Genomic DNA, 23,045 nt, shown 5'->3' with positions numbered 1-23,045 from the left:
CGCGGCCCCGAAGGGCCAAGGGCTATTCTAGCGCGTAGGCGTGGACCGCGAGCGCCCCCAGGCCCACGTTGGCGGCGATGGTGGCCCCGGAGCGGGTGACCCTGCCCCGCTCCAGGTGTCGGTCACGAGTCCGAGCTCCACGCCCCCTATGGTATACCGCGTCCAAGCCCTGGCTATAATGCTCCCTGGCCCATGATCCTCGTCACCGGCTTTGAACCCTTCGGCAGCCTGGAACACAACCCCTCCCAGGCCCTCCTTGACCTCCTCCCCTCCGAGGTGGACGGCAAGCCCCTCAGGAAGGCCGTCCTCCCCGTGGACGCCGAGGCCCTGGGAGAGGCCCTGGAGGACCTCCACCGGGAGGGGCCCAAGGCCGTCCTCCACCTGGGGCTTGCGGAGGACCGGCCCGTCCTCACCCTGGAGAGGCTCGCGGTGAACCTTTTGGACTTCCCCCGCCCCGACAACCGGGGCCGGGTCCTCGAGGACCTCCCCATCGTCCCTGGAGGCCCCCTGGCCCTTCCCGCCCGCTTCCCGGTGAAGCCCGTCCTCGCCCGCTGGCGCGAGGCGGGCATCCCCGGAAGGCCGAGCCTCTCCGCGGGGAGCTACCTCTGCAACCAGGCCTTCTACCTCTCCCTCTACCGCCTGCCCGAGGAAGTCCCCGTGGGCTTCCTCCACCTTCCTCCCGACGAGACCCTGGCCCTCAAGCGGCCCAGGCCCTACGTGCCCCTGGAGGTCCAGGCCCGGGCCGTCCGCCTCGCCCTGGAGCACCTGTGAGGGTCCTCTTCCTCTCCGACGCCCGGCGCATCGGGGGAAGCGAGGTCTATCTCAGGGAGATGCTTCCCCGGGTGAAGGCCCTGGGGCTCTCCCCCGAGGCCGCCCTCCCCGAGGCCGAGGGCACCCTCCCGGTGCGCCGGGCCCTGGAGGCGGCGGGGATCCCCGTCCACGCGTACCGGGACCTGGAGGCGCTCCCCGAGGCGGTGGACCTCGTGGTGGCCTCCGCCTGGTACCCGCAAAGCTACCGCCGCTTCTTCGCCCGCTACCCGCGGCTCGTCCTTCTCGTCCACGACCAGATAGAGGTCTTCTACCCCCTGGGGGGGCGGTACCTCTACCGCTTGGGCTACCGCCTCCTCCAGGTGCCCAACCTCAGGCGGGCGCGGGCCGTCCTCACCGTCTCCCGCTGGGCGGCCCGGTGGCTTGAACGGGTACACGGGGTAAAGGGCGTGCACGCCGTGCCCAACGGGGTGGACGTGGAGCGCTTCCGGCCGCCTCTTCCCGGGGAGAAGGAGGCCCTTAAAGGGCGCTACGGCCTAAAGCGCCCCGCCGTCTTGGTCCCCGCCCGGATGAGCCCGGAGAAGAACCACCTGGCCGTCCTCCTCACCGCAAGGCTCCTTCCCCAGGTAGACTTCCTCCTCGTGGGGACGGGGGAGCTTCTCGGCCTATGGCGGAGGGCGGCGAGGCTTTTGGGACTGGAAAACGTGCGCTTTTTGGGAAGGCGGGAGGACATGCCGGAGCTCTACCGGGCGGTGGACGCCGTGCTGCTCCCCACCCTGGGGGAGAACCAGAGCCTGGCCACCCTCGAGGCCATGGCCTCCGGCCTCCCCGTGGTCACCACCCCCATCCCCGCCCAGGCGGAACTCATCCAGGACGGCCTCACCGGCAGGCTCGTCCCCCCTCACCCCAGGCGGCTGGCCCAGGCCCTCCGGGAGGCAAGCCCGGAGCTGGGCAAACGGGCGCGGGCCTTCGTGGAAGCGACCCACACCCTGGACCAGGCCGCCCGAAGGCTCGCCGCGACCCTGAAGCGGCTTTGGGAGGAAGGATGAAGGTGGACTACCTGATCGTGGGCGCGGGCTTCACCGGGGCCACCCTGGCGGAGAGGCTCGCCGCCGCAGGCAAGCGGGTTCTGGTGGTGGACAGGAGGGACCACATCGGGGGCAACGCCTACGACGAAATGGACCCCCACGGCGTCCTCGTCCACCGCTACGGACCCCACATCTTCCACACCAACAGCAAAAAGGTCTTTGACTACCTCTCCCGCTTCACCGAGTGGCGCCCCTACTACCACCGCGTCCGCGCCGTGGTGGAGGGCAAGGAGGTTCCCCTCCCCTTTAGCCTCGCCACCCTCCGCGCCCTCTTCTCCCCAAAGCTCGCCGACCGCCTGGAAGAAAAGCTCATCGCCCGCTTCGGCTACGGCGCCCGCGTCCCCATCCTCCGCCTCCGGGAAGAAGAAGACCCCGACCTCCGCTTCCTCGCCGACTACGTCTACAAAAACGTCTTTGAAGGCTACACCCTCAAGCAGTGGGGCCTGCGCCCCGAGGAACTCTCCCCTTCCGTGACCGCTCGGGTCCCCGTCCTGGTGAGCCACGACACCCGTTACTTCCAGGACGCCTACCAGGCCATGCCCAAGGAGGGCTACACCGCCCTCTTCCGCAGGATGCTCGCCCATCCCAACATCAAGCTCCTCCTCCAAGCCGATTGGAAGGAGGTGGAAGGGGAGGTCAAGTTTGCGCGCCTCGTCTTCACCGGGCCCATTGACGAGTTCTTCGGCTACCTCCACGGGCCCCTCCCCTACCGTTCCCTCCGCTTCCGGATGGAACTCCACCCAGGCCCCTGGGCCCAGGAGGTGGGCACGGTGAACTACCCCAACGAGCACCCCTACACCCGGGTCACGGAGTTCAAGCACCTCACGGGCCAGGACTACCTCCCCCACTCCACCCTCTGCTACGAGTACCCCGAGGCCTACGAGCCCGGGAGGAACGAGCCCTACTACCCCGTCCCCAGGGAGGAGAACGAGGAACGCTACCGGCTCTACCTGGAGGAGGCCAAGAAGCTCAAGGGCGTCTACTTCGCAGGAAGGCTCGGCGACTACCGCTACTACAACATGGACCAGGCGGTGGCCCGGGCCCTGAAGCTCTTTGAGGAGATCGTCCATGAGTGAACGGGTCTGCGCCGTGATCGTCACCTACAACCGGAAGGCGCTCCTGCGGGAGTGCCTCAAGGCCGTCCTCTCCCAGACCCGCCCCCCGGACCACGTCCTGGTGGTGGACAACGCTTCCACCGACGGCACCCCCGAGATGCTCCAAGAAGAGTTCCCCCAGGTGGAGGTCCTCCGCCTCCCCGAAAACCAGGGCGGGGCCGGGGGGTTCCACGAGGGAATGAAGCGGGCCTACGAGCAGGGCTTTGACTGGCTCTGGCTCATGGACGACGACACCATCCCTAAGGCTAAGGCCCTCGAGGCCCTGCTGGAAGCCGCGCGCCTCCCCCTGGACCCGAGGCCCCGGGTCCTGGCGAGCCGCCAGCTCCTGCCCAACGGCCTCCCCCACCCCACCACCGCCTTCGTCAACCCCACGGACCCGAGGCACCCCTTCCTCTGGCTCCGCCTAAGGCCCCGTTACAGGCCCATCCGCTGGGCCCTCTTCACCTCGGTCCTCCTGCACCGGAGCCTGGTGGAGGAACACGGCCTGCCCCACAAGGCCTTCTTCATATGGGAGGACGACCTGGAGTACACCGCCCGCGCCCTGCGCCGGGGGCTCGGCCTCCAGGTGCGGGACAGCGAGGTCATTCACAAAAGCGCCAGCAAGCCCTACATCTCCGCCACCACCGGGGAGAACCGCCTCTTCTACGGGGTGCGGAACCGGATCTGGGTGCTCCGAAGCCCGGCCTTCGGGCCCCTGGGAAAGGCCTTCCTCGCGCTCCAGCTCCTTTTCGGCCTCCTCACCTACCTGGCCTTCCACCCAAGCCGGAAAAGCCTACAGGAAATCGGCCGGGCCCTCCGGGCCGGGCTTACCACGTCCCCGTGCTAAGTGCCAACCCCTTATCATCTCAACATGGCGGCCCCACTTCGGATCCAGCTGACCCCTGAGGAGGACCGGCTCCTCCTGGAGCTCTCCCTGGACCCAAGGACCCACAAGAAGACCCGCCTGTGGGCCATGATGGTCCGCCTGGCGGCCGAGGGCTGGACCGCTCCAAAGATCGCCCAGCACTTCCACAAGGACCGCACCACGGTCTACCTCGTCCTCCGGCGCTTCTTGAGGGAGGGTCTCCAGGGCCTCGCCTACCGCAAACCCCCGGGAGCTCCCAGGAAGTTCACCCCCGAGATGGCCGCCTTCGTGGAGGAAAGGCTGGCCGAGGATAGGGTCTGGACCGCCCCGCAGCTTGCGGCAGCCCTAGCCGAGCGCTTCGGGGTCCGCCTGGCCCCCAAGGTGGTGGCCCGGCACCTGAGGGCCATGGGGTACGTGTGGCGACGGACGCGGTACGTGCCTCTGGGAAAGCCCACGGAGGAAGAGGTGAAGGCTTTCGCGGAGGAGGAAGAGGAAGCAAAAAGGGGGCGGAGGAGGGGGTGATGGAGGTGGGGTACCTGGATGAGAGCGGGTTTTCCCTGACCCTTCCCCCTACCTACGCCTGGGGTCGGAGGGGGGAGGCCAAGGGGGTGCCCCGGGCCTGGGGTTCCCGGGGGCGGGTGAACGTGGTGGGGCACTTGGTGCGGGGACGGGAGGGGGAGCGGCTTTTCTTTGCCCTTTTGGAGGGGCCGGTGCGGTGGGAGGTGGTGCGGGGGTATCTGGACCGGGTGGCCGAAGGTTTAGCCAAGCCCCTGAAGGTGTTCATGGACAACGCGCCCTTCCACCGGTCCCGGGAGGTGGAGGGGAGGAAGGAGGCGTGGCGGGAGCGGGGGCTTATGGTGGCCTACCTGCCGCGGTACAGCCCGCATCTGAACCCCATGGAGAGCGTCTGGCGGCGGGTGAAGGGGTTTTTGATGCCGAGGCGGCACTACGGGAGCGTGGAGGAGCTTAAGGAGGCGGTGGCGCAGGCCCTGAAAGCCCTGGGGGGTGTGGAGTTGAAAATCTTGGGGGAGGGGACTTAAGATACCGGGGATGCGCCTCTACCGCGTGGGGCTCTTCACCGACGTCTACTTTCCCAACCCCAACGGGGTGACCACGAGCGTCTACCTTCTCCTGAGGGAACTCCGGCGGATGGGCCACGAGGCCTGGGTCATCGCCCCGGCCCACCCCGAGGCCCCGGAGAACGAGGAGGGGGTGGTGCGGGTCCCCTCCGTGGCCTACCCCTTCTACGAGGGGCAGCAGATCGCCCTCCCCTCCGCCCGACACCTGCCCACGGAGTTTGAGCTCGTCCACACCCACACCCCTCTGACCCTCGGGGTCTGGGGCTTGAGGATCGCCCGTAACAAAAACCTCCCCCACGTCTCCACCTTCCACACCCACTACGAGAAGTACGCCCACTACGTGCCGGGCCTCGCCTTTTTGGACAAGTACACGGGCATCGTGCCCCGCCTGGCCAAGGCCTTCTACAACCGGGTGGAGGTGGTCATCGCCCCCACCGAGCCCGTGAAGCGCCTGGCGGAAAGCTACGGCATAGAGCGCCCCATCCGGGTCATCCCCACCGGCATAGACAACCGCCTCCTGGAAGAGGCCCCCCTTCCCTCCCCCTCCCCTTGGCCCGAGGGGAAGAGGCGCCTCATCACCGTGGGGCGGCTGGGGAAGGAGAAGAGCTTTGACGTGGTCCTCAAGGCCGTGGCGGAGCTCGCCAAGGAGGAGGACGTCTTCCTGGTGCACATCGGGGAGGGCCCCGAGCTTCCCCACCTCAAGGCCCTCGCCAAGGAACTCGGGATCGCCGACCGGGTCCTCTTCCTGGGCCCCGTGCCCTACCGGAAGATCGGGGGATACTACCGCCTGGCCGAGCTCTTCCTCTTCGCCAGCGAAACGGAGACCCAGGGCCTGGTGATCTGGGAGGCCCAGGCCATGGGGGTCCCGGTGGTGGCGGTGGGGGCGGAGGGGGTTCTGGAAGGGGTGGAGGACGGGAAGACGGGCTTCCTGGTGCCGCCGGGGGACTTCCGGGCCCTGGCGGAAAAGGCCCTGGAGCTTCTCAAAGACGAGGAGCGGCGCAGGCGCTTCAGCCTGCAGGCCCGGGCCTTCGCCCTAAAGCGCTCAGCGGAAACCATCGCCGAGCAGATCGTGGCCGTCTACGACGAGGCGAGCGAGATCCTGCGGGTGGAGCCGAGAAGGCTCATCTTTCCCTTTCCCCGGCTTCCCCGAAGTAGCCTCGAGGATCGCCCAGGAGGTTTCTAGCCTGCCTCAGGAGGAACCGCCCCCACCCTCCCTGGAGCCTGCGGGCGGAGGTGAGGACGAGGGCGTCCCTCGCGTAGCGCACGGGGCCCAGGGCCTTGAGCCTCCAGCCCAAGAGGACGTCTTCCCTCGCCTCCACCTCGGGGAAGCCCCCCACCTTCAGGGCCGCCTCCTTCAGGACCATCATGTTGGCCCCGGCGAGGTTGGGCCGCCCCAGGAGGGCCATGAGGTTGAGGAAGGCCCGGTAGCCCCACTCGGAGAAGGCGGCCTCCAAGGGGGAGACCCCATAGAAGCGCAAGGGGCCGTAGACGGCCACCGCCCCCGGGGCCTTATGGGCGAGCCTCTCCAGCCAGCGGGGCGTGGGCAGGGAGTCGGCGTCGGTCATGGCCACCCACTCCCCCCGCGCCGCCAAAAGCCCCGCCTGGCGGGCGTAGGCCACCCCTTTCCTGCCGCAGAAGACCACCCGCGCCCCAAAGGCCTCGGCCACCTCCCGGGTGCGGTCGGTGGAGGCGTTGTCCACCACGATGACCTCAAAGGGCGGAAGGGTCTGGGCCAAGACCGCCTCCAGGGCGGAGGGCAGGTAGGCCTCCTCGTTCCGGGCGGGAATCACCACGCTGACGCGCACGGGTATACTCTAGCGTGTTTCGCTTCCTCCCGTGGCGGCGGGAAGGGCTTTCCGCCCTTCTCCGCCTCGTCCTCGTGGTGGGCCTCCTGGAGGGGGTGCGGAGCGGCTACTTCGCCGGGCTGCTCCCCTTTTACGCCCCGGAGCACCTGGGGCTGGGGCCCGCCGCCTTCACCCTGGCCTTTACCCTGCACCAGCTCGCGGAAAACCTCTCCAAGGCCGCAGGGGGGCTCCTGGCGGAGCGGCTCGGCTACGGGCTCACGGTGACCCTGGCCGCCGCCACGGGCCTCCTCGCCCTCCTCCTCACCCCAAGGGCGGACTCGGCCTGGATCCTTTGGACCCTCGGGGCCCTATGGGGCCTCACCTTCTCCTCCCTCTACCCCGGCCTCATGACCCTGGCGAGCCGCATCGCCCGCCCCGGGATGGACGCCCGGGCCCTGGCCTTCACCCTGAGCCTGGTGATGCCCTGGGTGGGGCTCGGCCTCGTGGGGGTGGGCCAGGTGGCCCAAAGGCACCCCCTCCAGGCCCTCTACCTCCTCCTCGCCGCCCAAGGGCTCGCCCTCCTCGTGGCCTTAAGCCTGGTGCGCTTCCGCATCCCCGTCCCGCCCCCCTCCAGGGAGCGCTACCCCCTTTACCGCCTCCTCCTCTTCGTGCCCGCGGCCTTCGGCCAAACCTTCGCCCCGGGGCTCGTCTCCCTCTTCCTCCTGCGCTTCGCCAAGGAGGAGCTCGGCCTCGAGCCCCTGGCCCTGGGGGGCCTCCTCGTCCTGGGGGGCGGGGCGGCCTTCCTCCTCCTCCCCTTCACGGGCCGCCTGGTGGACCGGAGGGGCTACCAGGCGGCCCTCGTCCTCGGGCTTTTCCTCCTCGCCCTGGTCATGGCCCGGCTCGGCACCGGGCCCCACCCCTACGAGCTTCCCGCCGCCGCCCTCCTTGGGGGCCTCGGGTTCAGCCTCTTCCTCCCCGGGTGGAACGGGCTTCTGGCCAAAAACCTGCCCCAGGAGAACCGGGCCGCCATCTGGGGTAGCCTCATGACCGTGGAGGGGCTCGGCCTCGCCCTGGGCCCGGTGGCGGGCGGGCTCTTGTGGGAGGCCTTCGGCCTCCGGGCGCCCTTTCTCGCGGGCTCGGGCATCTTCCTGGCCCTTAGCCTCCTCTACCTCCTCCTCTTCCGCGTGCGCGGGCTCTGGAGGCGGTGATGGTGGAGCTTTTCGGCGCCGTTCTCCTCCTCTTTGGCCTCTCCGACCTCCTCTTCCGCTTCCTGGGCTTAGGGGCCTACGCCCACGGAAGCCGGCGGGAGCCCAAGGTGGCCCTCACCTTTGACGACGGCCCCTCGGAAAGGACGGAGGCCCTCCTCGCCCTCCTCGCCCGGCACGGGGTCAAGGCCACCTTTTTCCTCACCGGGGAAAAAGCCCGGGCCAGGCCGGACCTGGTGGAGGCCATAAAGCGGGCAGGCCACCAGGTGGAGGACCACGGGGAGTGGCACCGCCCCCTTTGGCTTTTCCTCCCCTGGGTGGAGTGGCGGCACATGGCCCAAAACCCCGGGCGCTACTACCGCCCCCCTCACGGCCTCCACACCCCCTTCACCCGCCTCTTCGCCCGGCTTTTGGGGAAGCGGGTCGTCCTTTGGGACCTGGAAAGCAAGGACTGGCTGAACCTCCCCCCCGAGGAGCTCGCCGAACGGCTTCTCTTCTACCTGCGCCCCGGGTCCATCGTCCTCCTCCACGACGGGCCGGAGCGCACCCTGAGGCTTTTGGAGCGGGCCCTGCCGGAGATGCTCCGCCTGGGGTACCGGCCCACCACCCTGGACGACCTCGCCCCTTTGCCCCTCACCCCGAGGCTCGCCCTCATCCGGGGCCTCCAGGGGTTTGAGGAGCGCTACAACGCCAAGCACCGGGTGGCCCGGGCGGGGCTTGGCCCCTTTGACCTTTTCCGGATAGAGAAGAAGCCCTTCCCCGGCCCCGCCCTTCCCGGGCTTCCCCCGGGCGTCCCCGCCTTTGAGCTCCACCTGGAGAGCCAGAGGCTTATGGAACTCACCCCCTTTGAGGCGGTCCGCCACCTGCGGCGAAGCCTCGGGAAGGTGGCGGAGAGGGTGGCCGAAGACCCCGAGGTGCGCCTCGTCTACGGGTACACCTACCTGGCGGACGGGGGGAGGATCCTGGGCCTAAAGACCCAAGACCTCCCCTTCTGGCCGAGGCTTGTGGCGGGGCTCGCCAGCGCCTGGTTCCTTTGGCTCTACCGGGGGGAGCTCCCCAAGCGGAAAAGGCCCCCGGCCCGGATGGCCTACCTCAGCCGGGAGGAGCTCCTCGCGCGATACCCACCGTCCACTCCCGCTTCCCCACCCCCGGAACCCGGTGCACGGCGAACCCCGCCTCCCGGAGGGCCCGCCTGAAGGCCCCCTGGGCGGAGTAGGTGGCGAGCCTCCCGCCCCGCTTCAGGCTCTTCCGGAGCTTGAGGAGGACGGGGAGGGACCAGGCCTCGGGGTTGGCCTTGGGGCTGAAGGGGTCCAGGTAGACCGCCGTGGCCCAGCAGGAGGGCAGGACCGCCTCCCGCACGTCCAGGAAGAGGACCCGAAGCTCCCCCCAGGGCCCCTGGAAGGAAGGGATAGGCCAGGCCCTAAGGAGGTCGGCGAAGACCTCTTCCGCCCGGGGCAAGGGGAGGGGGATTTGCGCCAGGAGCTCCCTGGGCAAGGGCTCCCGCTCCACCGCCAGGTAGGAAAGCCGCACCCCCCGCAACAGGGCGCTTTCCAGGGCCACCCGGAAGTTCACCCCAAGCCCGAAGCCCACCTCCAAGACCCGGGGGGCGGGGTGGAGGTGGGTGAGGGTCTTCTCCAGGTAGAGCCTACGCGCCTGGAGGAGGGCCCCCTGCCTCGGGTGGTAGGCCTCCCCGTACCCCGGGTGGAAGAGGGTGGGGGTGCCGTCTTGGGTGAGGCGAAGCTCCATCTTTTGGCTAGAATAGCCGCCATGGAGCTCACCCTTCTGGACAAGCTTTCGGGAACCCTGGCGAACGCCGCCACCGTGGCCCTAGGCACGGGGCTCGGCCTCGTCCTAAGGGGAAGGCTTCCCGAGCGGATGGCCCGGATCATGGTGCAAGGGGTGGGGCTCACCACCCTCTTCATCGGCCTCTCCATGGCCCAGGCCCTGGGGAAGGCGAAGGGCGGGGCGGTGGACGGGGTGGTCCTGGGGCTTGTCGCCCTGGTCCTGGGGGGGCTTCTCGGGGAGTGGGCTAGGCTGGAGGAGGGCCTCGAGGGCCTCGGGGAGAGGATCAAGCGGGCGGTGCGGGGCGGGGGAAGCTTCACCGAGGGCTTCGTGGCGGCAAGCCTCCTCTTCTGCGTGGGGCCCATGACCCTCCTCGGGGCCATCCAAAACGGCCTCACGGGAGACGCGAGCCTCCTCTTCCTCAAGGCCACCCTGGACGGCCTCTCCGCCATCGCCCTCACCAGCTCCTTCGGCGTAGGGGTGGGCTTCAGCGTTTTGGTCATCCTCCTCTACCAGGGGGGCGTGGCCCTCCTGGCAGGCACCTTGAGCCAAGCCCTCCCCGACCCCGCGCAAGACCCCAGGGTCCTCCTCGTGACCGGGGTGGGTGGGCTCATGATCCTGGGCATCGGCATCAACCTCTTAGGGCTCACCCGGGTGCGGGTGGCCTCCTTCCTCCCCGCCCTGCTCCTCGCCCCCTTGGTCTGGGCCCTCGCGGACCGCCTCGGCTAAAATGCCCGGTATGGAGCTGTCTCCTGAGCTTCTCCGCAAGCTGGAAACCCTGGCCAAAATCCGCCTATCCCCCGAGGAAGAGGCCCTGCTTTTGCAGGACCTCAAGCGGATCCTGGACTTCGTGGACGCCCTTCCCCGGGTGGAGGAAGGGGGAGCGGAGGAGGCCCTAGGCCGCCTGAGGGAGGACGAGCCCAGGCCCTCCCTGCCCCAGGCCGAGGCCCTGGCCCTGGCCCCCGAGGCGGAGGACGGCTTCTTCCGCGTGCCCCCCGTTCTGGAGTAGCCATGGTGGACCTCAAGCGCCTGCGCCAGGAACCCGAGGTCTTCCACCGGGCCATCCGGGAAAAGGGGGTGGCGCTGGACCTGGAAGCCCTCCTCGCCCTGGACCAGGAGGTCCAGGAGCTGAAAAAGCGCCTCCAGGAGGTCCAGACCGAGCGCAACCAGGTAGCCAAGCGGGTCCCGAAGGCCCCCCCGGAGGAGAAGGAGGCCCTCATCGCCCGGGGCAGGGCCCTGGGGGAGGAGGCGAAGCGGCTGGAGGAGGCCCTAAGGGAGAAGGAGGCGCAGCTTGAGGCCCTCCTCCTCCAGGTCCCCCTCCCCCCCTGGCCCGGGGCGCCCGTGGGGGGGGAGGAGGCGAACCGGGAGATCAAGCGGGTGGGGAGCCCGCCGGAGTTTTCCTTCCCTCCTTTGGACCACGTGGCCCTCATGGAGAAAAACGGCTGGTGGGAGCCCAGGATCAGCCAGGTCTCGGGAAGCCGCTCCTACGCCCTCAAAGGGGACCTCGCCCTTTACGAGCTCGCCCTCCTCCGCTTCGCCATGGACTTCATGGCGCGGCGGGGCTTCCTCCCCATGACCCTCCCCTCCTACGCCCGGGAGAAGGCCTTCCTCGGCACCGGCCACTTCCCCGCTTACCGCGACCAGGTCTGGGCCATCGCCGAGACCGACCTCTACCTCACGGGCACCGCCGAGGTGGTCCTGAACGCCCTCCACTCCGGGGAGATCCTCCCCTACGAGGCCCTTCCTTTGCGCTACGCCGGCTACGCCCCCGCCTTCCGCTCCGAGGCGGGAAGCTTCGGAAAGGACGTGCGGGGGCTCATGCGGGTCCACCAGTTCCACAAGGTGGAGCAGTACGTCCTCACCGAGGCCAGCCTCGAGGCCTCCGACCGGGCCTTCCAGGAACTCCTGGAAAACGCCGAGGAGATCCTGCGGCTTCTAGAGCTCCCCTACCGCCTGGTGGAGGTGGCCACAGGGGACATGGGCCCGGGGAAGTGGCGGCAGGTGGACGTTGAGGTCTATCTGCCCTCGGAGGGGCGGTACCGGGAAACCCACTCCTGCTCGGCCCTTCTGGACTGGCAGGCCCGGCGGGCGAACCTCCGCTACCGCGACCCCGAAGGCCGGGTCCGGTACGCCTACACCCTGAACAACACCGCCCTCGCCACCCCCCGCATCCTGGCCATGCTCCTGGAAAACCACCAGCTCCAAGACGGCCGGGTGCGGGTGCCCAAGGCCCTCGTCCCCTACATGGGCAAGGAGGTGCTGGAGCCGTGCGGATAGAGGCGGCCGAGCTCAGGATTTTGGAGCTTCCCCTGAAGTTCCGCTTTGAGACGAGCTTCGGGGTGCAGACCAAGAGGACCATCCTCCTCCTAAGGCTCTTCGGGGAGGGCCTGGAGGGCCTGGGGGAAGGGGTGATGGAGCGCCTTCCCCTCTACCGGGAGGAGACGGTGGCGGGGGCCAGGTACCTCCTGGAAGAGGTCTTCCTGCCCCGGGTCCTGGGGCGGGACCTCCCCAACCCCGAGGCCCTAAGGGAGGCCCTTGCCCCCTTCCGGGGCAACCCCATGGCCAAGGCGGTCTTGGAGATGGCCTTCTTTGACCTCTGGGCCAAGGCCCTGGGGAGGCCGCTTTGGCAGGTCCTGGGCGGGGTGCGGCAGGCGGTGGAGGTGGGGGTCTCCCTGGGGATCCAGCCCTCGGTGGAGGACACGCTTAGGGTTGTGGAGCGGCACCTCGAGGAGGGCTACCGCCGCATCAAGCTCAAGATCAAGCCGGGCTGGGACTACGAGGTCCTGAAGGCGGTGCGAGAGGCCTTCCCCGAGGCCACCCTCACCGCCGACGCCAACAGCGCCTATAGCCTCGCCAACCTCGCCCAGCTCAAGCGCCTGGACGAGCTCCGGCTGGACTACATAGAGCAGCCCCTGGCCTACGACGACCTCCTGGACCACGCCAAGCTCCAGCGGGAGCTTTCCACCCCCATCTGCCTGGACGAGAGCCTCACGGGGGCGGAGAAGGCGAGGAAGGCCATTGAGCTTGGGGCGGGCCGGGTCTTCAACGTCAAGCCCGCCCGCCTCGGCGGCCACGGGGAGAGCCTCCGGGTGCACGCCCTGGCGGAGAGCGCCGGGATCCCCCTCTGGATGGGGGGGATGCTGGAGGCGGGGGTGGGGAGGGCCCACAACCTCCACCTGGCGACCCTTCCCGGCTTCACCAAGCCCGGGGACGTGAGCTCGGCGAGCCGCTACTGGGAGGAGGACATCGTGGAGGAGGCCCTCGAGGCCAAGGACGGCCTCATGCCCGTGCCGGAAGGCGTGGGCATCGGGGTCCACCTGAAGCTTCCCTTCGTGGAGCGGGTCACGCTATGGCAGAGGTACATGTCCGCGAGCTAAAGGGCTGGGAGGAGATGGAGGAGGTGGTGGCCCTCCAGCGGGAGGTCTGGGGGCGCGCGGAAAGCGACCTGGTGCCGCGGGGCCTCCTCGTGGCCGTCCAGGACGAGGGGGGGCTCGTGGCCGGGGCCTTCGCCGAGGGGAGGATGGTGGGCTTCGTCTTCGGCTTCCCCACGAAGGACCCCGCCCTCCACCACTCCCACATGCTGGGCGTCCTGGAGGCCTACAGGGGCACGGGGGCGGCCCTCCTCCTCAAGCGCTTCCAAAGGGACTGGTGCCTGGCCCGCGGGGTGCGCAGGGTGGTCTGGACCTTTGACCCCATGCGGGGGGTAAACGCCAACTTCAACCTGCGGAAGCTCGGGGCCACGGCCAAAACCTACCTCCCCGACCACTACGGCCCCATGTCGGGCATCAACGCCGGGGCTCCCTCGGACCGGCTCCTCGCCGAGTGGGACCTCCTCTCGGAAAGGGTCTACGCCCGGCTCTACGCCCCCCCGCCCGAGCCCGAGGTGGCGGGCCTCCCCCAGGCGAACCGGGTGGAGGGGGAGGTGCCCCTCGAGGCGAGGCTGGACCTCGAGGCCGAGAGGCTCCTCTTCCAGATCCCCGAGGACTGGGGGAGGATCCTCCGGGAAGACCCCGCCCTCGCCCTAAAGTGGCGGGAGCACAGCCGCCTGGTCCTCCCCCACTACTTCGCCCGGGGCTACCGCCTGGTGGACCTCGTCCGCCACCCCAACCGGTATGTCCTGGCTAAGGACTGAGCTCTGGACCGCCGAGGTGGTCTACACCGGCTTCGGCACCCCCATGCTCCGGGGGGCCTTGGCGGTGCAGGGCGGGTTCGTGGTGGGCCAGGGGAGCCTGGAGGAGCTGAGGGCCCGCTTCCCCGAAGGAGAGGTGGTCCACAAGGGCCTTGCCCTCCTCCCGCCCCCGGTGAACGCCCACACCCACCTGGACCTCTCCCTCCTCCCCCTCTACCGGGGGCCCTTCGCGGGCTTCCTCTCCCACGTGGTGGCCCATCGGGAAAGGCGGGGGCTGGAGGGAGCGAAAAGGGGCCTGGAGGAGCTTTTGGCTTCGGGAGTGGGGGCCTTCGCCGACATCGTCTTCAAGGACGAGGTGATGGACTTTCTCCTTCAGGAAAGCCCCCTCCCCGGGGTGGCCTTCTACGAGGTCTTCGCCCCGGAGCCCTCCCTGGCGGAGGAGGTCTATAGGGCGGTGCGGCGGAAGGTGGAGGCCTGGCGGAGGCGGGAGGGCAAGGTGAAGGTGGGCCTTTCCCCCCACGCCCCCTACTCCGTGAGCCCCCCCCTCCTCAAGCGGCTTGCGGAGTGGGCCAGGGCCGAGGGCCTCCCCCTCATGGTCCACGCGGCGGAAAGCCCCGAGGAGGTGGCCTTCCTCCTCCGGGGGGAGGGCCCCTTGCGGGAGGTGTACGGGCGCTTCGCCAAGACCCCCTGGACCCCCCCGGGCACGACCCCCGTCCGCCACCTCCACGCCCTCGGGGTCCTGGGGCCCACGACCCTCCTCGTCCACGGGGTCCAGGTGGACGAGGAGGAGGTGGGGCTCCTCGCCGAGACGGGGACCAAGGTGGTCCTCTGCCCCCGGTCCAACCGGAACCTGGAGGTGGGGGAGGCCCCCCTCGCCCTCTACGCCAAGCACGGGGTGGAGCTCGCCCTGGGCACGGACTCCCGGGGCTCAAGCCCCGACCTGGACGTGAAGAACGAGGCCCGCTTCCTCTGGGGCCGGGCGGAGCCCCGCCTCCTGGTGCGGGCCCTCACCCGGGGGGGGTACCGGGCCTTGGGCCTCCCCACGCCCAGGCTCACCCGGGGAACGCCCCTTTCTCTGGTACACTTCCTGTGATGCGGCGGCCTTCTCCCCCGGCGGAGGGCGAGGCCCAGACCGGTCCCCTCATCCTCTACAGCCTCCTCACAGGAGGGCTTGCGGGCGGCGCGGCCCTCCTCGCCAGCCTGGCCCTAAAGGCGGTGGAGGCGCGGGTGGGCGGCCTCCTCGGGTACCTTCCCCCTGGCCCCCCCGGGGAGGGCGGGCTCGGCCAGGCCTTCACGGGCCCCTCCTCCCCCCTCCTCCCCCTCCTCCTTCTCCCCGCCCTCTTCGCCCTTTCCGGCTGGCTGGCCAGCCTTCCCGGGGCCTTTCCCCGGGCCCGGGCCTACCTCGCCGCCCTGGTCCAGCTCGGGGCCTACTCCCCCCTGGGCCGGGAGGGGCTTTTCGGCGGCCTGGGCCTGTGGGTGGGGGAGGTCTTGGGGAAGCGGTTTTCCCGCATCGGTCGGGTCCTGGCCTTCGCGGGCTTAGCGGCGGGGCTTGGGGCGAGCCTCCACGCCCCCGTGGCCGGGGCCCTCCTCGCCACGGAGATGCGCTACCGGGGGCTCCGCCTCGAGGCCCAGGCCCTGGCCCCCGCCCTCCTCGGGGCCCTCGCCGGCTTCACCGTCTACGGGGCCCTCCTGGGCTACGCCCCCTTGGTCCCGGTCCGGGCGGAGGCCTCCTGGGGCGCCCTGCCCCTGGGCTTCGGCCTTGGGCCTCGGGGCCGCCCTTCTCGGCACCCTCTTGGCTCCAAGGGGCCGGGCTTTTGGAGCGGGGGTCTTCCCGCCTTTCCCTCCCCTTGCGCCACGGCCTTTTGGGCCTCGCCCTGGGCCTCGCCCTCCTCCTCGCCCCCGAGGCCCTAGGCCAGGGGACGGGCTGGCTTGCCCTGGCCACCACCCCCCTTCTCTTCCCCGAGGCGGTCCTCTACCTCCTCCTGGCCAAGGGGCTCCTCCTCGTCCTGGCCCTGGGGAGCCGGGCCCCCGGGGGGCTCCTCACCCCCGCCTCGTCCTCGGGGGGCTCCTGGGGGCCCTCGTGGGCAAGCTCCCCCTCCCCGCCGCCCTCCCCGGGCCGGAGGCCCTGGCCCTGGCCTCCGGGGCCGCCCTGCTTGCGGGCGTGGCCCGGGCCCCCTTCGCCGCCCTCGTCCTCGCGGCGGAGTGGGGCGGTTACGCCCTCCTGCCCCTCGTCCTCCCCGCGGTCTTCGTGAGCTACGCCCTCACCGAGGCCCAAAGCCTAGGCCCGGAAGGGCAAGCGGCGCCTCCGTCTGAAACGCCTCCGCAAACCGCACCCCCGCCCTCTGGCCCAGAAGCCGCCTCCGGGCCCGGAAGTCCTCGAGGGTGAAGGGCCAGCGGTAGAACGCCTGGTAGAAGCTGAAGACCGCCTCCGCCACCTCCTGGGTGGGGGTGGTGTCCACGTAGACCCAGGGCCGCGCGAGGTCCTCCCGGGGGTAGTGGAAGAGGCGCACGGGCTTCCTGTGGGCCTCTCCCACGAGTTTGGGGATGCGGCAGAGCTTCAGGGCGGAAAGCACCGCCCGGTGGGTGGCCCGGTGGTCCGGGTGGACGTCCATGGGGTCCCAGGTGACCACGGCGTCCGGACGGAACTCGGCCATGAGCCGGGCCAGGGCCAGGGCCTCCTCCCGGCCACCGGTGAGGAAGGTGTCCTGGAAGGGCAAAAAGCGGTGCTCGGCCCCGATGAGCCCCGCCACGTAGGCCCCGTGCCCCTCCCGCACCCGGGCCACCTCCTCCTCCGGCGTATCCCCGAACTGGCTGGCAAGCTCCCCCCGGGTCATCCAGACGAGCATCACCCGGTCCCCCTTCTGGGCGTGGAGGGCGAGGGTGCCGGCCGCCCCGATCTCGTCGTCCGGGTGGGCAAAGACGGCCATGAGGTTCACGAAGGCCAGTCTACACCGGCTTGCCCCTCGGCCCAAAACCCCTTAGGATAGGCCGTAACCATGGTCCGGGGCATCCGCGGCGCCATCACCGTGGAAGAGGACACCCCGGAGGCCATCCACCAGGCCACCCGGGAACTCCTCCTGAAGATGCTGGAGGCGAACGGCATCCAGAGCTACGAGGAGCTCGCCGCCGTCATCTTCACCGTCACCGAGGACCTCACCTCCGCCTTCCCCGCCGAGGCCGCGCGGCAGATCGGCATGCACCGGGTGCCCCTCCTCTCCGCCCGGGAGGTGCCGGTGCCGGGAAGCCTCCCCCGGGTGATCCGCGTCCTCGCCCTCTGGAACACGGACACCCCCCAGGACCGGGTGCGCCACGTCTACCTTAGGGAGGCGGTGCGGCTCCGGCCTGATCTGGAAAGCGCCCAATGAACCTTGACACGCCGGTCCCCCGGGCGTATCCTGAAAAAGGCTAAAGGAGGTGCGGGATGAAGAAGGCGTATCTGGTTTGGGGGATGGCAGCGCTTCTTAGCCTGGGAGTGGCCAGCAGGCGGGAGGCCTCACCCTGGAGGGGGTAGAGGCCCTGCGGCAGGAGGCCCGGAAGGCCTACCCCGTGGGGTTCGTGGACCTTGCCCCCTGGAAGCGGGCCCTGGAGGCGGCGGAGGCCCTGGCGAAACAGAATCCTAATGACCTCCGGGCCCTCCGTCTTTTGGCCGAGATCTACACCGAGACCCAGTGGGCCATCCGCGCCTGGGAAGCCTGGATGAACTACCGGGAGAAGGGAGGCACCTGGGACGAGGCCGCCAGGCAGGCGGCGGCCAAGGTGGCCCGTACCCTGGCCTTCTACGCCAACCAGCGCGGGGACCGGGCCGAGGCGGAGCGCTGGGCGGCCCAGGCCCAGGCGGTGGAGGCGGGCCAGTAATACCACCCCATGCTGGCTTGCGCCAGCATGGGGGCCCTGGCGCAAGGTTCCTAGGGGCCTCCTAGGGCCCGTAGGGTGAAGGAAACCGGAAGCAAGGGTATAAGCCTAGGGAAGGCGGAAGAGGAGGACCCGACCCTCCCCCCCGCCCGTGGCCAGGGCGGGGGTTTGGGGGTTAAAGTCCAGCCCGTACACCGCACCGGTATGCCCCACGTAAACCCGCTCCAAAAGGCCCGCATCGAGGTCGTAGAGGCGCACCTCCCGGTCCTGCCCTCCGGAGGCCAAATAGCGGCCGTCGGGGCTGAAGGCCAGGCCCAGGGGCAGGTCCTTGTGGGCGTAGAGGAGCCGGGGTTCGGGCCCGCCCGGGGCCAGGAGGTCCAAAAGCCTCACTCCCCCGTCCGCCGAACCCACGGCGAGATAGCGGCCGTCGGGGCTGAAGGCCAGGGCGTAGACGGGACCTCCCGGGACCCGGACCTCCCTCCGCTTCCCCGGGAGGGCGAGGTCCCACACCTCCACCCGGCCCACGGAAAGCCCCAAAGCGAGGACCCTCCCCCCGGGGCTCTGGGCCGCGGAGAAGAGGTAGGGGCTTAGGGGGCGGGCGGCCAGGACCTTGCCCGTGGCGGGGTCAAACAGGGTGAGGTTCCCCCGGAGCTGGAGGCCAAAGAGGCGGCCCTGGGCGTCAAAGCCCACCTTGAGGAAGGCCGGGCCCTTGCCCAAAGCCCGGAGGAAGCGGCCCTGGGCCTCGTACAGGCGCACCGTCCCATCCCCCGAGGCCGAGGCGAGGTAGCGGCCGTCGGGGCTAAAGGCCAGGTCGCGCACGTAGGAGGCGTGCCCCTTGAGGTCCAAGGGGGGACGGCCCGGGGGGAGGAGGCGGACCTGCCCGGCCGCGTCCCCCAGGGCCAAGACCCCCTTGGGGCCGTAGGCCAGGGCGTAGACCAAGCCCTTGCCCCCCTTCAGGGCCTCCCCCCGGGGGTCATAGCGCAGGAGTTCGGCGGTGAAGGCCCCCAGGCCCCCCTCCCCCACCTCCACCCGGGCCTCGTAGGCCAGGTAGGTCCCCCCGGGCTCCTCGAGGCGCAGGCGGAGAAGGTGGCGGCCCGGAGCAGCCCGGACCTCGAGGGGGCAGGTCCCCAAGGGGCTCCCGTCCCAGAAGACCTGGGCGGGCCTGGCCTCCCCCCGGAAGCGGCAGTCCAGTTGAAAGGCCGGGGCCAGGTTCTGGGCCAGGGCCGGAAGGAGTAGGAAGAGGAGACCCAGCGCCCTCATCCCAACACCTCCTCCCAAGGCGTAGGCGTCTTGGGGCTCAGTAGCCCGTGTCCATCTGGGCGAGCTGCAGCCTCCCCGAGTACTCCTCGTTCACAGCGTGCCAGTAGGTGTACTCCTCCAAGACCCAGATCCCCGACTCCCTCCCCCCGTTGCCGCTCGCCTTCACCCCGCCGAAGGGGAGGTGGGCCTCGGCGCCCACGGTGGCGTTGTTGATGCTGGTCATGCCGGCCCGGATCCCCACCTTGAAGAGGTAGGCCCAGTGGCGGTGGTTGGTGTAGATGGCGCTGGAAAGGCCGTAGGGGGTGCTGTTGGCTACCGCTATGGCCTCCTCAATCCCGTCCACCTTGACGAGGTTGATCGTGGGCCCGAAGACCTCTTCCGTGAAGAGGCGCGTCCCCGGCCTCACCTCCCAGACCGTGGGCCAGCCGTAAAGCCCGGCCTCCGGGTCCCCCAGGAAGCGGGGGTAGGGGTTTTCCCGCGTGATCCGGCCCCGGCCGAAGAGGAGCCTCGCCCCCTCCGCCTCCCCCACCCGGTAGTGCTCCTGCCAGCGGGCGAAGAAGCGCTCGTTGATGAAGGGCCCGTAGGTGACCTCGGGGTGGAGGAGGGGGTTGCCCACCAGGGTGGCCTCCACCCGCTCCAGGAAGCGGCGCTTGAACTCCTCGTAGATGGGGGCGTCCACCAGGATGTTCCCCGCGGAGGTGCACCGCTGCCCTCCCGTGGCGAAGGCGCTCCACCAGGCCCCCTCCACGGCGAGGTCCAGGTCGGCGTCCCGCATGACCACCAAGGGGTTCTTGCCCCCAAGCTCCAGGGTGGGCCTGATCAGGTTCCGCCCCGCCACCTCCCCGATCCAGCGCCCCACCTGGGTGGAGCCGGTGAAGGCGAACTTCTGGAAGAGGCCCTCGTCCATGAGCTCCACCATCCACTGGCCCGTGGAGCCCTTCCCGCCGCCGAAGACGACGTTGAGGACGCCCGGGGGCAGGCCCGCCTCCTCAAAGAGCTTGGCGAAGACGAAGGAGAGGGTGGGGGCGTCCTCGGAAGGCTTCCACACGACGGCGTTCCCCGTGAGGACGGCGGGGATGAGCTTCCAGCTGGGGACGGCGATGGGGAAGTTCCCGGCGGTGATGATCCCCACCACGCCCAAGGGCCTGCGGAAGGTGAAAAGCTCCTTGTCCCGCATCTCGCTGGGGACGGTCTGGCCGTAAAGCCTGCGGCCCTCCGAGGCGAAGAAGAGGGCGGTGTCTATGGCCTCCTGCACGTCCCCCGCCGCCTCCTTGGGGGTCTTGCCCACCTCCCGCACCATGAGCCGGGTGAGGGTGGGCTTCTCCCGCTCCAGGATCTTCACCAGGTTGAAGAGGACCTGGCCCCGGATGGGGGCGGGGGTCCGGCTCCACTCGGCGAAGGCCTCCCGGGCCTTCAAGGCCGCCTTGCGCACCAGGTCCTTGTCCGCCTCGGGAAAGCGGGCGACCACGTCCTCCCGGTCCGAGGGGTTGCGGCGCTCCAGGAGGGGGCCCTCGAGGACCTCCTCCCCGCCCACGAGGTGGCCAAACTCCAAGGTGTTCCCGTACTTGCCTGCCGCCTTGCGCATCGGGGACCTCCGTAGGGGATTTTACCCTCTCCACGGCCGCCCCCGGGGTAAACTGGGTCCCATGGGCATCTACGAGGCCATCCAGGCCACGATCAAGGAGGCGATGAAGGCCCGGGACGAAAGGACCCTGGCCTTCGCCCGGGTGGTCAAGGCGGAGCTGGACCGCAAGGGCGACGGGAAGCCCCTCCCCGACGAGGAGGCGGTGAAGGTGCTGAAAGCCCTCAAGGAGATCGCCCTGGAGCAGGGCAACGCCTTTGAAGCGGAGTTTCTGGACCGCTTCCTGCCCAAGGAGATGTCCGAGGAGGAGCTGGAGGCCTGGATCCGGGAGCACGTGGACCTCTCCCAGTTCAAAAACCCCCTCGCGGCCATCGGGGTGGTCACCAAGGCCCTGGGGCCCAAGGCCCCGGGGGAGAAGGTGCGCAAGGTCATCGAGCGCCTCACGCGATGAGCCCCTGGGAGCGCATCCTCCTAGAGGAGATCCTCTCCGAGCCCGTCCGCCTGGTGAAGGAACGGGTACGGACGCACACGGGCCGGGAGCTCACCTACGTCTACCGCCCGGGCCCCGTGGCCGCAAGCTTCGTCCTCCCCGTGACGGAGAGGGGCACGGCCCTCCTCGTCCGCCAGTACCGCCATCCCACGGGCAAGTTCCTCCTGGAGGTTCCGGCGGGGAAGGTGGACGAGGGGGAAACCCCGGAAGCGGCGGCGAGGCGGGAGCTAAGGGAGGAGGTGGGGGCCGAGGCGGAAACCCTCATCCCCCTGCCCTCCTTCCACCCCCAGCCCTCCTTCACGGCGGTGGTCTTTCACCCCTTCCTCGCCCTCAAGGCCCGGGTGGTGACCCCGCCCACGCTGGAAGAGGGAGAGCTTCTGGAGAGCCTGGAGCTTCCCCTTACCGAGGTCTACGCCCTCCTCGCCAAAGGCGAGATCCAGGACGCCTCCACCGCCCTCACCCTCTTCTACGCGGAACCTCACCTGAAGCGCTTGGGCCTGCTCTAATCCCGTACCGCAAAGGGCGCCTAGGCGCTTCCCGGGCCGGCGGGGGTATAAAAGCCGAGGCCTGGCGCATAAACTCGGGCTAGGATCCGCCTCCTTTCCCCGGTAGACTGGCCCTGTATGAAGCCCAGCGTCCGCACTCCCCTTCCCGGGCCCAGGGCCCGGGCCCTCCTGGAGCGGGGAGAAAAGGTCCTCTCCCCCTCCTACGTGCGCCCTTACCCCTTCGTGCCCGCAAGGGGCCAGGGGGCCTTTTTAGAAGACGTGGACGGCAACCTCTTCCTGGACTTCATGTCCGGCATCGCGGTGAACACCACGGGCTACGCCCACCCCAAGGTGGTGGAGGCGGTCCGGGCCCAGGCGGAGCGCTTCGCCCACGTCTGCTTCTCCGACTTCACCCACGAGCCCACCCTCTCCCTGGCGGAGCGGCTCGTGGGCAAACTGGGCGGGGGCTACCGGGTCTTCTTCGGCAACTCGGGCACCGAGGGCGTGGAAGCCGCCATCAAGCTCGTCCGCTACCACACCCGGCGCCCCTACCTTTTGGCCTTCACCGGGGCCTTCCACGGCAGGAGCCTCGGCGCCCTCTCCGTCACCGCCAGCAAGAGCGCCTACCGCCAAGGCTTCGCCCCCTTCCTTCCCGGCGTCGTCCACCTTCCCTTCCCCAACCCCTTCCGCCCCCCCTTGGGGGCCCGCCCGGAAGAGGTGGGGGATGCGGTGCTGAACCACCTGGAGCACCTCTTCCAGACCGTCCTCCCGCCCGAGGAGGTGGCCGCTTTGTTCCTCGAGCCCATCCAGGGCGAAGGCGGGTACGTGGTGCCGCCCCCCGGGTTCATCCCCCGGCTGAAGGAGGTTCTGGACCGCTTCGGCATCCTGCTGGTGGCCGACGAGGTCCAGACCGGGGCGGGGCGCACGGGTCGGTTTTTCGCCCTGGAACATGAGGGCGTACAGGCGGACGTGTACGTCCTGGCCAAGGGCCTCGCCTCGGGGTACCCCATAAGCGCCGTCCTCTTCCGGGAAGAGCTGGGAAGCTGGCCCCCTGGGGCCCACGGCACCACCTTCGGCGGCCAGGCGGTGGCGGCCGCGGCGGCCCACGCCACCCTTGACCTTTTGGAAGGGGGGCTCCAGGAGAACGCCGCCAGGCTTGGGGAGTTCCTCCTTGCGGAGCTTCGCGCCCTCAAGCGCCGCTTCCCCTTCCTGGGGGACGTGAGGGGCCGGGGCCTGATGATCGGCCTGGACTTCGGCGACCCGGACCACCCCCGGCCCGACCTAAGGGACAAGGCGGTGCGCCTCGCCTTTGAGAAAGGGCTCCTCCTCCTCCCCGCCGGGCCCTCCGCCCTCCGCATCGCCCCACCCCTCGTCCTGACCCAGGAGGAGGCCGCCCTTGGGCTTGAGATCCTGGAGGAGGTCTTCCGCGCCCTCTAAGGCGAACCCCCCGGCCTCGAGGCCGGGGGGGCCCATCTGGTGGAGCGGCGGGGACTTGAACCCCGGACCTCCCGCTTGCAAGGCGGGTGCTCTCCCTCTGAGCTACCGCCCCAGGCCTAGGGGAGTATAGCCCAAGGGAGGGGGT

24 protein-coding genes, 1 tRNA gene and 3 pseudogenes are annotated in these 23,045 nt (G+C 70.0%); 21 read left to right on the top strand and 7 right to left on the bottom strand.

The window, feature by feature from the left end; genetic code table 11:
* Positions 1 to 22: 22 nt before the first annotated feature.
* A pseudogene (locus TTH_RS11780) lies at positions 23 to 115 on the bottom strand (DegV family protein); the annotation flags it as partial.
* Between the two features lie 77 nt (positions 116 to 192).
* Between TTH_RS11780 and TTH_RS04575 the strand changes: the two are divergent.
* The 6 genes from TTH_RS04575 (at position 193) to TTH_RS04550 (ending at position 6,077) form a co-directional block, all read left to right on the top strand.
* Positions 193 to 771, top strand: coding sequence for a pyroglutamyl-peptidase I (locus tag TTH_RS04575; RefSeq protein ID WP_011228273.1), 579 nt, complete (start codon positions 193 to 195; stop codon positions 769 to 771).
* Positions 768 to 1,817, top strand: a complete 1,050-nt coding sequence (locus TTH_RS04570; protein WP_011228272.1) for a glycosyltransferase family 4 protein — start codon at positions 768 to 770, stop codon at positions 1,815 to 1,817. Before TTH_RS04575 ends, TTH_RS04570 begins: the two co-directional genes overlap by 4 nt.
* Positions 1,814 to 2,932 carry a UDP-galactopyranose mutase gene (gene glf, locus TTH_RS04565; RefSeq protein ID WP_011228271.1) on the top strand — a complete coding sequence of 373 codons (1,119 nt, stop codon included), beginning with the start codon at positions 1,814 to 1,816 and terminating at the stop codon, positions 2,930 to 2,932. Before TTH_RS04570 ends, glf begins: the two co-directional genes overlap by 4 nt.
* Complete coding sequence (locus TTH_RS04560; protein ID WP_011228270.1) at positions 2,925 to 3,797, top strand: glycosyltransferase family 2 protein; 873 nt, start codon at positions 2,925 to 2,927, stop codon at positions 3,795 to 3,797. Before glf ends, TTH_RS04560 begins: the two co-directional genes overlap by 8 nt.
* Before the next feature lie 24 nt (positions 3,798 to 3,821).
* Positions 3,822 to 4,855, top strand: a protein-coding gene (locus tag TTH_RS04555) for an IS630-like element ISTth6 family transposase (protein ID WP_164926047.1) whose coding sequence is annotated in 2 segments (ribosomal slippage) — positions 3,822 to 4,311 and positions 4,311 to 4,855 — 1,035 coding nt in all. Because the reading frame shifts where the segments join, the coding sequence is not laid out codon by codon here.
* A 10-nt stretch (positions 4,856 to 4,865) separates the two neighbouring features.
* Entirely contained in the window at positions 4,866 to 6,077 is a 1,212-nt protein-coding gene (locus tag TTH_RS04550) for a glycosyltransferase family 4 protein (RefSeq protein ID WP_011228267.1), read from the top strand.
* Here TTH_RS04550 and TTH_RS04545 read toward each other — a convergent pair.
* The gene (locus TTH_RS04545) at positions 6,016 to 6,699 is read right to left on the bottom strand and encodes a glycosyltransferase family 2 protein (RefSeq protein ID WP_011228266.1); all 684 of its coding nucleotides are present in this window, start codon (positions 6,697 to 6,699) and stop codon (positions 6,016 to 6,018) included. The genes TTH_RS04550 and TTH_RS04545 overlap by 62 nt on opposite strands.
* A gap of 14 nt (positions 6,700 to 6,713) precedes the next feature.
* On the opposite strand from TTH_RS04545, the gene TTH_RS04540 reads away from it, so the two are divergent.
* Positions 6,714 to 7,886: an MFS transporter gene (locus tag TTH_RS04540; protein WP_011228265.1), complete on the top strand. Its 1,173-nt coding sequence runs from the start codon at positions 6,714 to 6,716 to the stop codon at positions 7,884 to 7,886.
* The gene (locus tag TTH_RS04535; protein WP_011228264.1) at positions 7,886 to 9,079 is read left to right on the top strand and encodes a polysaccharide deacetylase family protein; all 1,194 of its coding nucleotides are present in this window, start codon (positions 7,886 to 7,888) and stop codon (positions 9,077 to 9,079) included. Before TTH_RS04540 ends, TTH_RS04535 begins: the two co-directional genes overlap by 1 nt.
* Here TTH_RS04535 and mnmD read toward each other — a convergent pair.
* On the bottom strand, positions 8,976 to 9,629 hold the full coding sequence (mnmD, locus tag TTH_RS04530; RefSeq protein ID WP_011228263.1) for a tRNA (5-methylaminomethyl-2-thiouridine)(34)-methyltransferase MnmD: 654 nt from the start codon (positions 9,627 to 9,629) through the stop codon (positions 8,976 to 8,978). The genes TTH_RS04535 and mnmD overlap by 104 nt on opposite strands.
* A 21-nt stretch (positions 9,630 to 9,650) precedes the next feature.
* Here mnmD and TTH_RS04525 point away from each other — a divergent pair, with 21 nt between their 5' ends.
* From TTH_RS04525 to TTH_RS11795, 8 genes and pseudogenes are all read left to right on the top strand, one after another.
* Positions 9,651 to 10,394 carry a DUF554 domain-containing protein gene (locus TTH_RS04525; RefSeq protein ID WP_011228262.1) on the top strand — a complete coding sequence of 248 codons (744 nt, stop codon included), beginning with the start codon at positions 9,651 to 9,653 and terminating at the stop codon, positions 10,392 to 10,394.
* 10 nt (positions 10,395 to 10,404) lie between these two features.
* Complete coding sequence (gene gatC / locus TTH_RS04520) at positions 10,405 to 10,674, top strand: Asp-tRNA(Asn)/Glu-tRNA(Gln) amidotransferase subunit GatC (RefSeq protein ID WP_024119135.1); 270 nt, start codon at positions 10,405 to 10,407, stop codon at positions 10,672 to 10,674.
* Between the two features lie 2 nt (positions 10,675 to 10,676).
* Positions 10,677 to 11,942 carry a serine--tRNA ligase gene (gene serS / locus TTH_RS04515; RefSeq protein WP_011228260.1) on the top strand — a complete coding sequence of 422 codons (1,266 nt, stop codon included), beginning with the start codon at positions 10,677 to 10,679 and terminating at the stop codon, positions 11,940 to 11,942.
* Positions 11,933 to 13,042, top strand: coding sequence for an o-succinylbenzoate synthase (menC, locus tag TTH_RS04510; protein ID WP_011228259.1), 1,110 nt, complete (start codon positions 11,933 to 11,935; stop codon positions 13,040 to 13,042). The genes serS and menC overlap by 10 nt, the downstream gene beginning before the upstream one ends.
* Positions 13,015 to 13,797 carry a GNAT family N-acetyltransferase gene (locus TTH_RS04505; RefSeq protein WP_011228258.1) on the top strand — a complete coding sequence of 261 codons (783 nt, stop codon included), beginning with the start codon at positions 13,015 to 13,017 and terminating at the stop codon, positions 13,795 to 13,797. The genes menC and TTH_RS04505 overlap by 28 nt, the downstream gene beginning before the upstream one ends.
* Positions 13,778 to 14,887 (top strand): amidohydrolase family protein, encoded by a 1,110-nt coding sequence (locus TTH_RS04500; protein ID WP_011228257.1) that lies wholly within the window; start codon positions 13,778 to 13,780, stop codon positions 14,885 to 14,887. Before TTH_RS04505 ends, TTH_RS04500 begins: the two co-directional genes overlap by 20 nt.
* Complete coding sequence (locus TTH_RS11685) at positions 14,887 to 15,705, top strand: chloride channel protein (RefSeq protein WP_011228256.1); 819 nt, start codon at positions 14,887 to 14,889, stop codon at positions 15,703 to 15,705. The genes TTH_RS04500 and TTH_RS11685 overlap by 1 nt, the downstream gene beginning before the upstream one ends.
* Positions 15,609 to 16,000: pseudogene (locus tag TTH_RS11795) on the top strand (chloride channel protein); the annotation flags it as partial. The gene TTH_RS11685 and the pseudogene TTH_RS11795, both read left to right, overlap by 97 nt.
* Positions 16,001 to 16,055: 55 nt before the next feature.
* On the opposite strand, the gene TTH_RS04490 reads toward TTH_RS11795, so the two are convergent.
* On the bottom strand, positions 16,056 to 16,721 hold the full coding sequence (locus TTH_RS04490) for a PIG-L deacetylase family protein (RefSeq protein ID WP_162467445.1): 666 nt from the start codon (positions 16,719 to 16,721) through the stop codon (positions 16,056 to 16,058).
* A gap of 69 nt (positions 16,722 to 16,790) precedes the next feature.
* On the opposite strand from TTH_RS04490, the gene aroH reads away from it, so the two are divergent.
* Positions 16,791 to 17,159 (top strand): chorismate mutase, encoded by a 369-nt coding sequence (gene aroH, locus TTH_RS04485; protein WP_011172959.1) that lies wholly within the window; start codon positions 16,791 to 16,793, stop codon positions 17,157 to 17,159.
* 181 nt (positions 17,160 to 17,340) lie between these two features.
* Positions 17,341 to 17,649 carry a hypothetical protein gene (locus TTH_RS04480; RefSeq protein WP_011228254.1) on the top strand — a complete coding sequence of 103 codons (309 nt, stop codon included), beginning with the start codon at positions 17,341 to 17,343 and terminating at the stop codon, positions 17,647 to 17,649.
* Positions 17,650 to 17,754: 105 nt separating this feature from the next.
* Here TTH_RS04480 and TTH_RS04475 read toward each other — a convergent pair whose 3' ends face one another.
* Together TTH_RS04475 and TTH_RS04470 are read right to left on the bottom strand one after the other, a co-directional pair.
* Entirely contained in the window at positions 17,755 to 18,906 is a 1,152-nt protein-coding gene (locus tag TTH_RS04475) for a WD40 repeat domain-containing protein (protein WP_011228253.1), read from the bottom strand.
* Positions 18,903 to 20,491 (bottom strand): annotated as a pseudogene (locus TTH_RS04470) (aldehyde dehydrogenase family protein). Before TTH_RS04470 ends, TTH_RS04475 begins: the two are co-directional and overlap by 4 nt.
* A 61-nt stretch (positions 20,492 to 20,552) precedes the next feature.
* Here TTH_RS04470 and TTH_RS04465 point away from each other — a divergent pair.
* The 3 genes from TTH_RS04465 to TTH_RS04455 all read left to right on the top strand — a co-directional run bounded on the left by TTH_RS04465 (position 20,553) and on the right by TTH_RS04455 (position 22,900).
* Positions 20,553 to 20,939 carry a GatB/YqeY domain-containing protein gene (locus TTH_RS04465; RefSeq protein WP_011172957.1) on the top strand — a complete coding sequence of 129 codons (387 nt, stop codon included), beginning with the start codon at positions 20,553 to 20,555 and terminating at the stop codon, positions 20,937 to 20,939.
* Entirely contained in the window at positions 20,936 to 21,484 is a 549-nt protein-coding gene (locus TTH_RS04460) for an NUDIX domain-containing protein (protein ID WP_011228251.1), read from the top strand. The genes TTH_RS04465 and TTH_RS04460 overlap by 4 nt, the downstream gene beginning before the upstream one ends.
* A gap of 117 nt (positions 21,485 to 21,601) precedes the next feature.
* Positions 21,602 to 22,900: an acetyl ornithine aminotransferase family protein gene (locus TTH_RS04455; protein WP_011228250.1), complete on the top strand. Its 1,299-nt coding sequence runs from the start codon at positions 21,602 to 21,604 to the stop codon at positions 22,898 to 22,900.
* 37 nt (positions 22,901 to 22,937) lie between these two features.
* Here TTH_RS04455 and TTH_RS04450 read toward each other — a convergent pair.
* Positions 22,938 to 23,012, bottom strand: a tRNA-Ala gene (locus TTH_RS04450).
* Positions 23,013 to 23,045 lie beyond the last annotated feature (33 nt).

Source organism: Thermus thermophilus HB8, from assembly GCF_000091545.1.
Lineage (GTDB): Bacteria > Deinococcota > Deinococci > Deinococcales > Thermaceae > Thermus > Thermus thermophilus.
The sequence above is the reverse complement of the archived record's forward strand: the minus strand, read 5'-3'. Positions and strand labels throughout refer to the sequence as shown.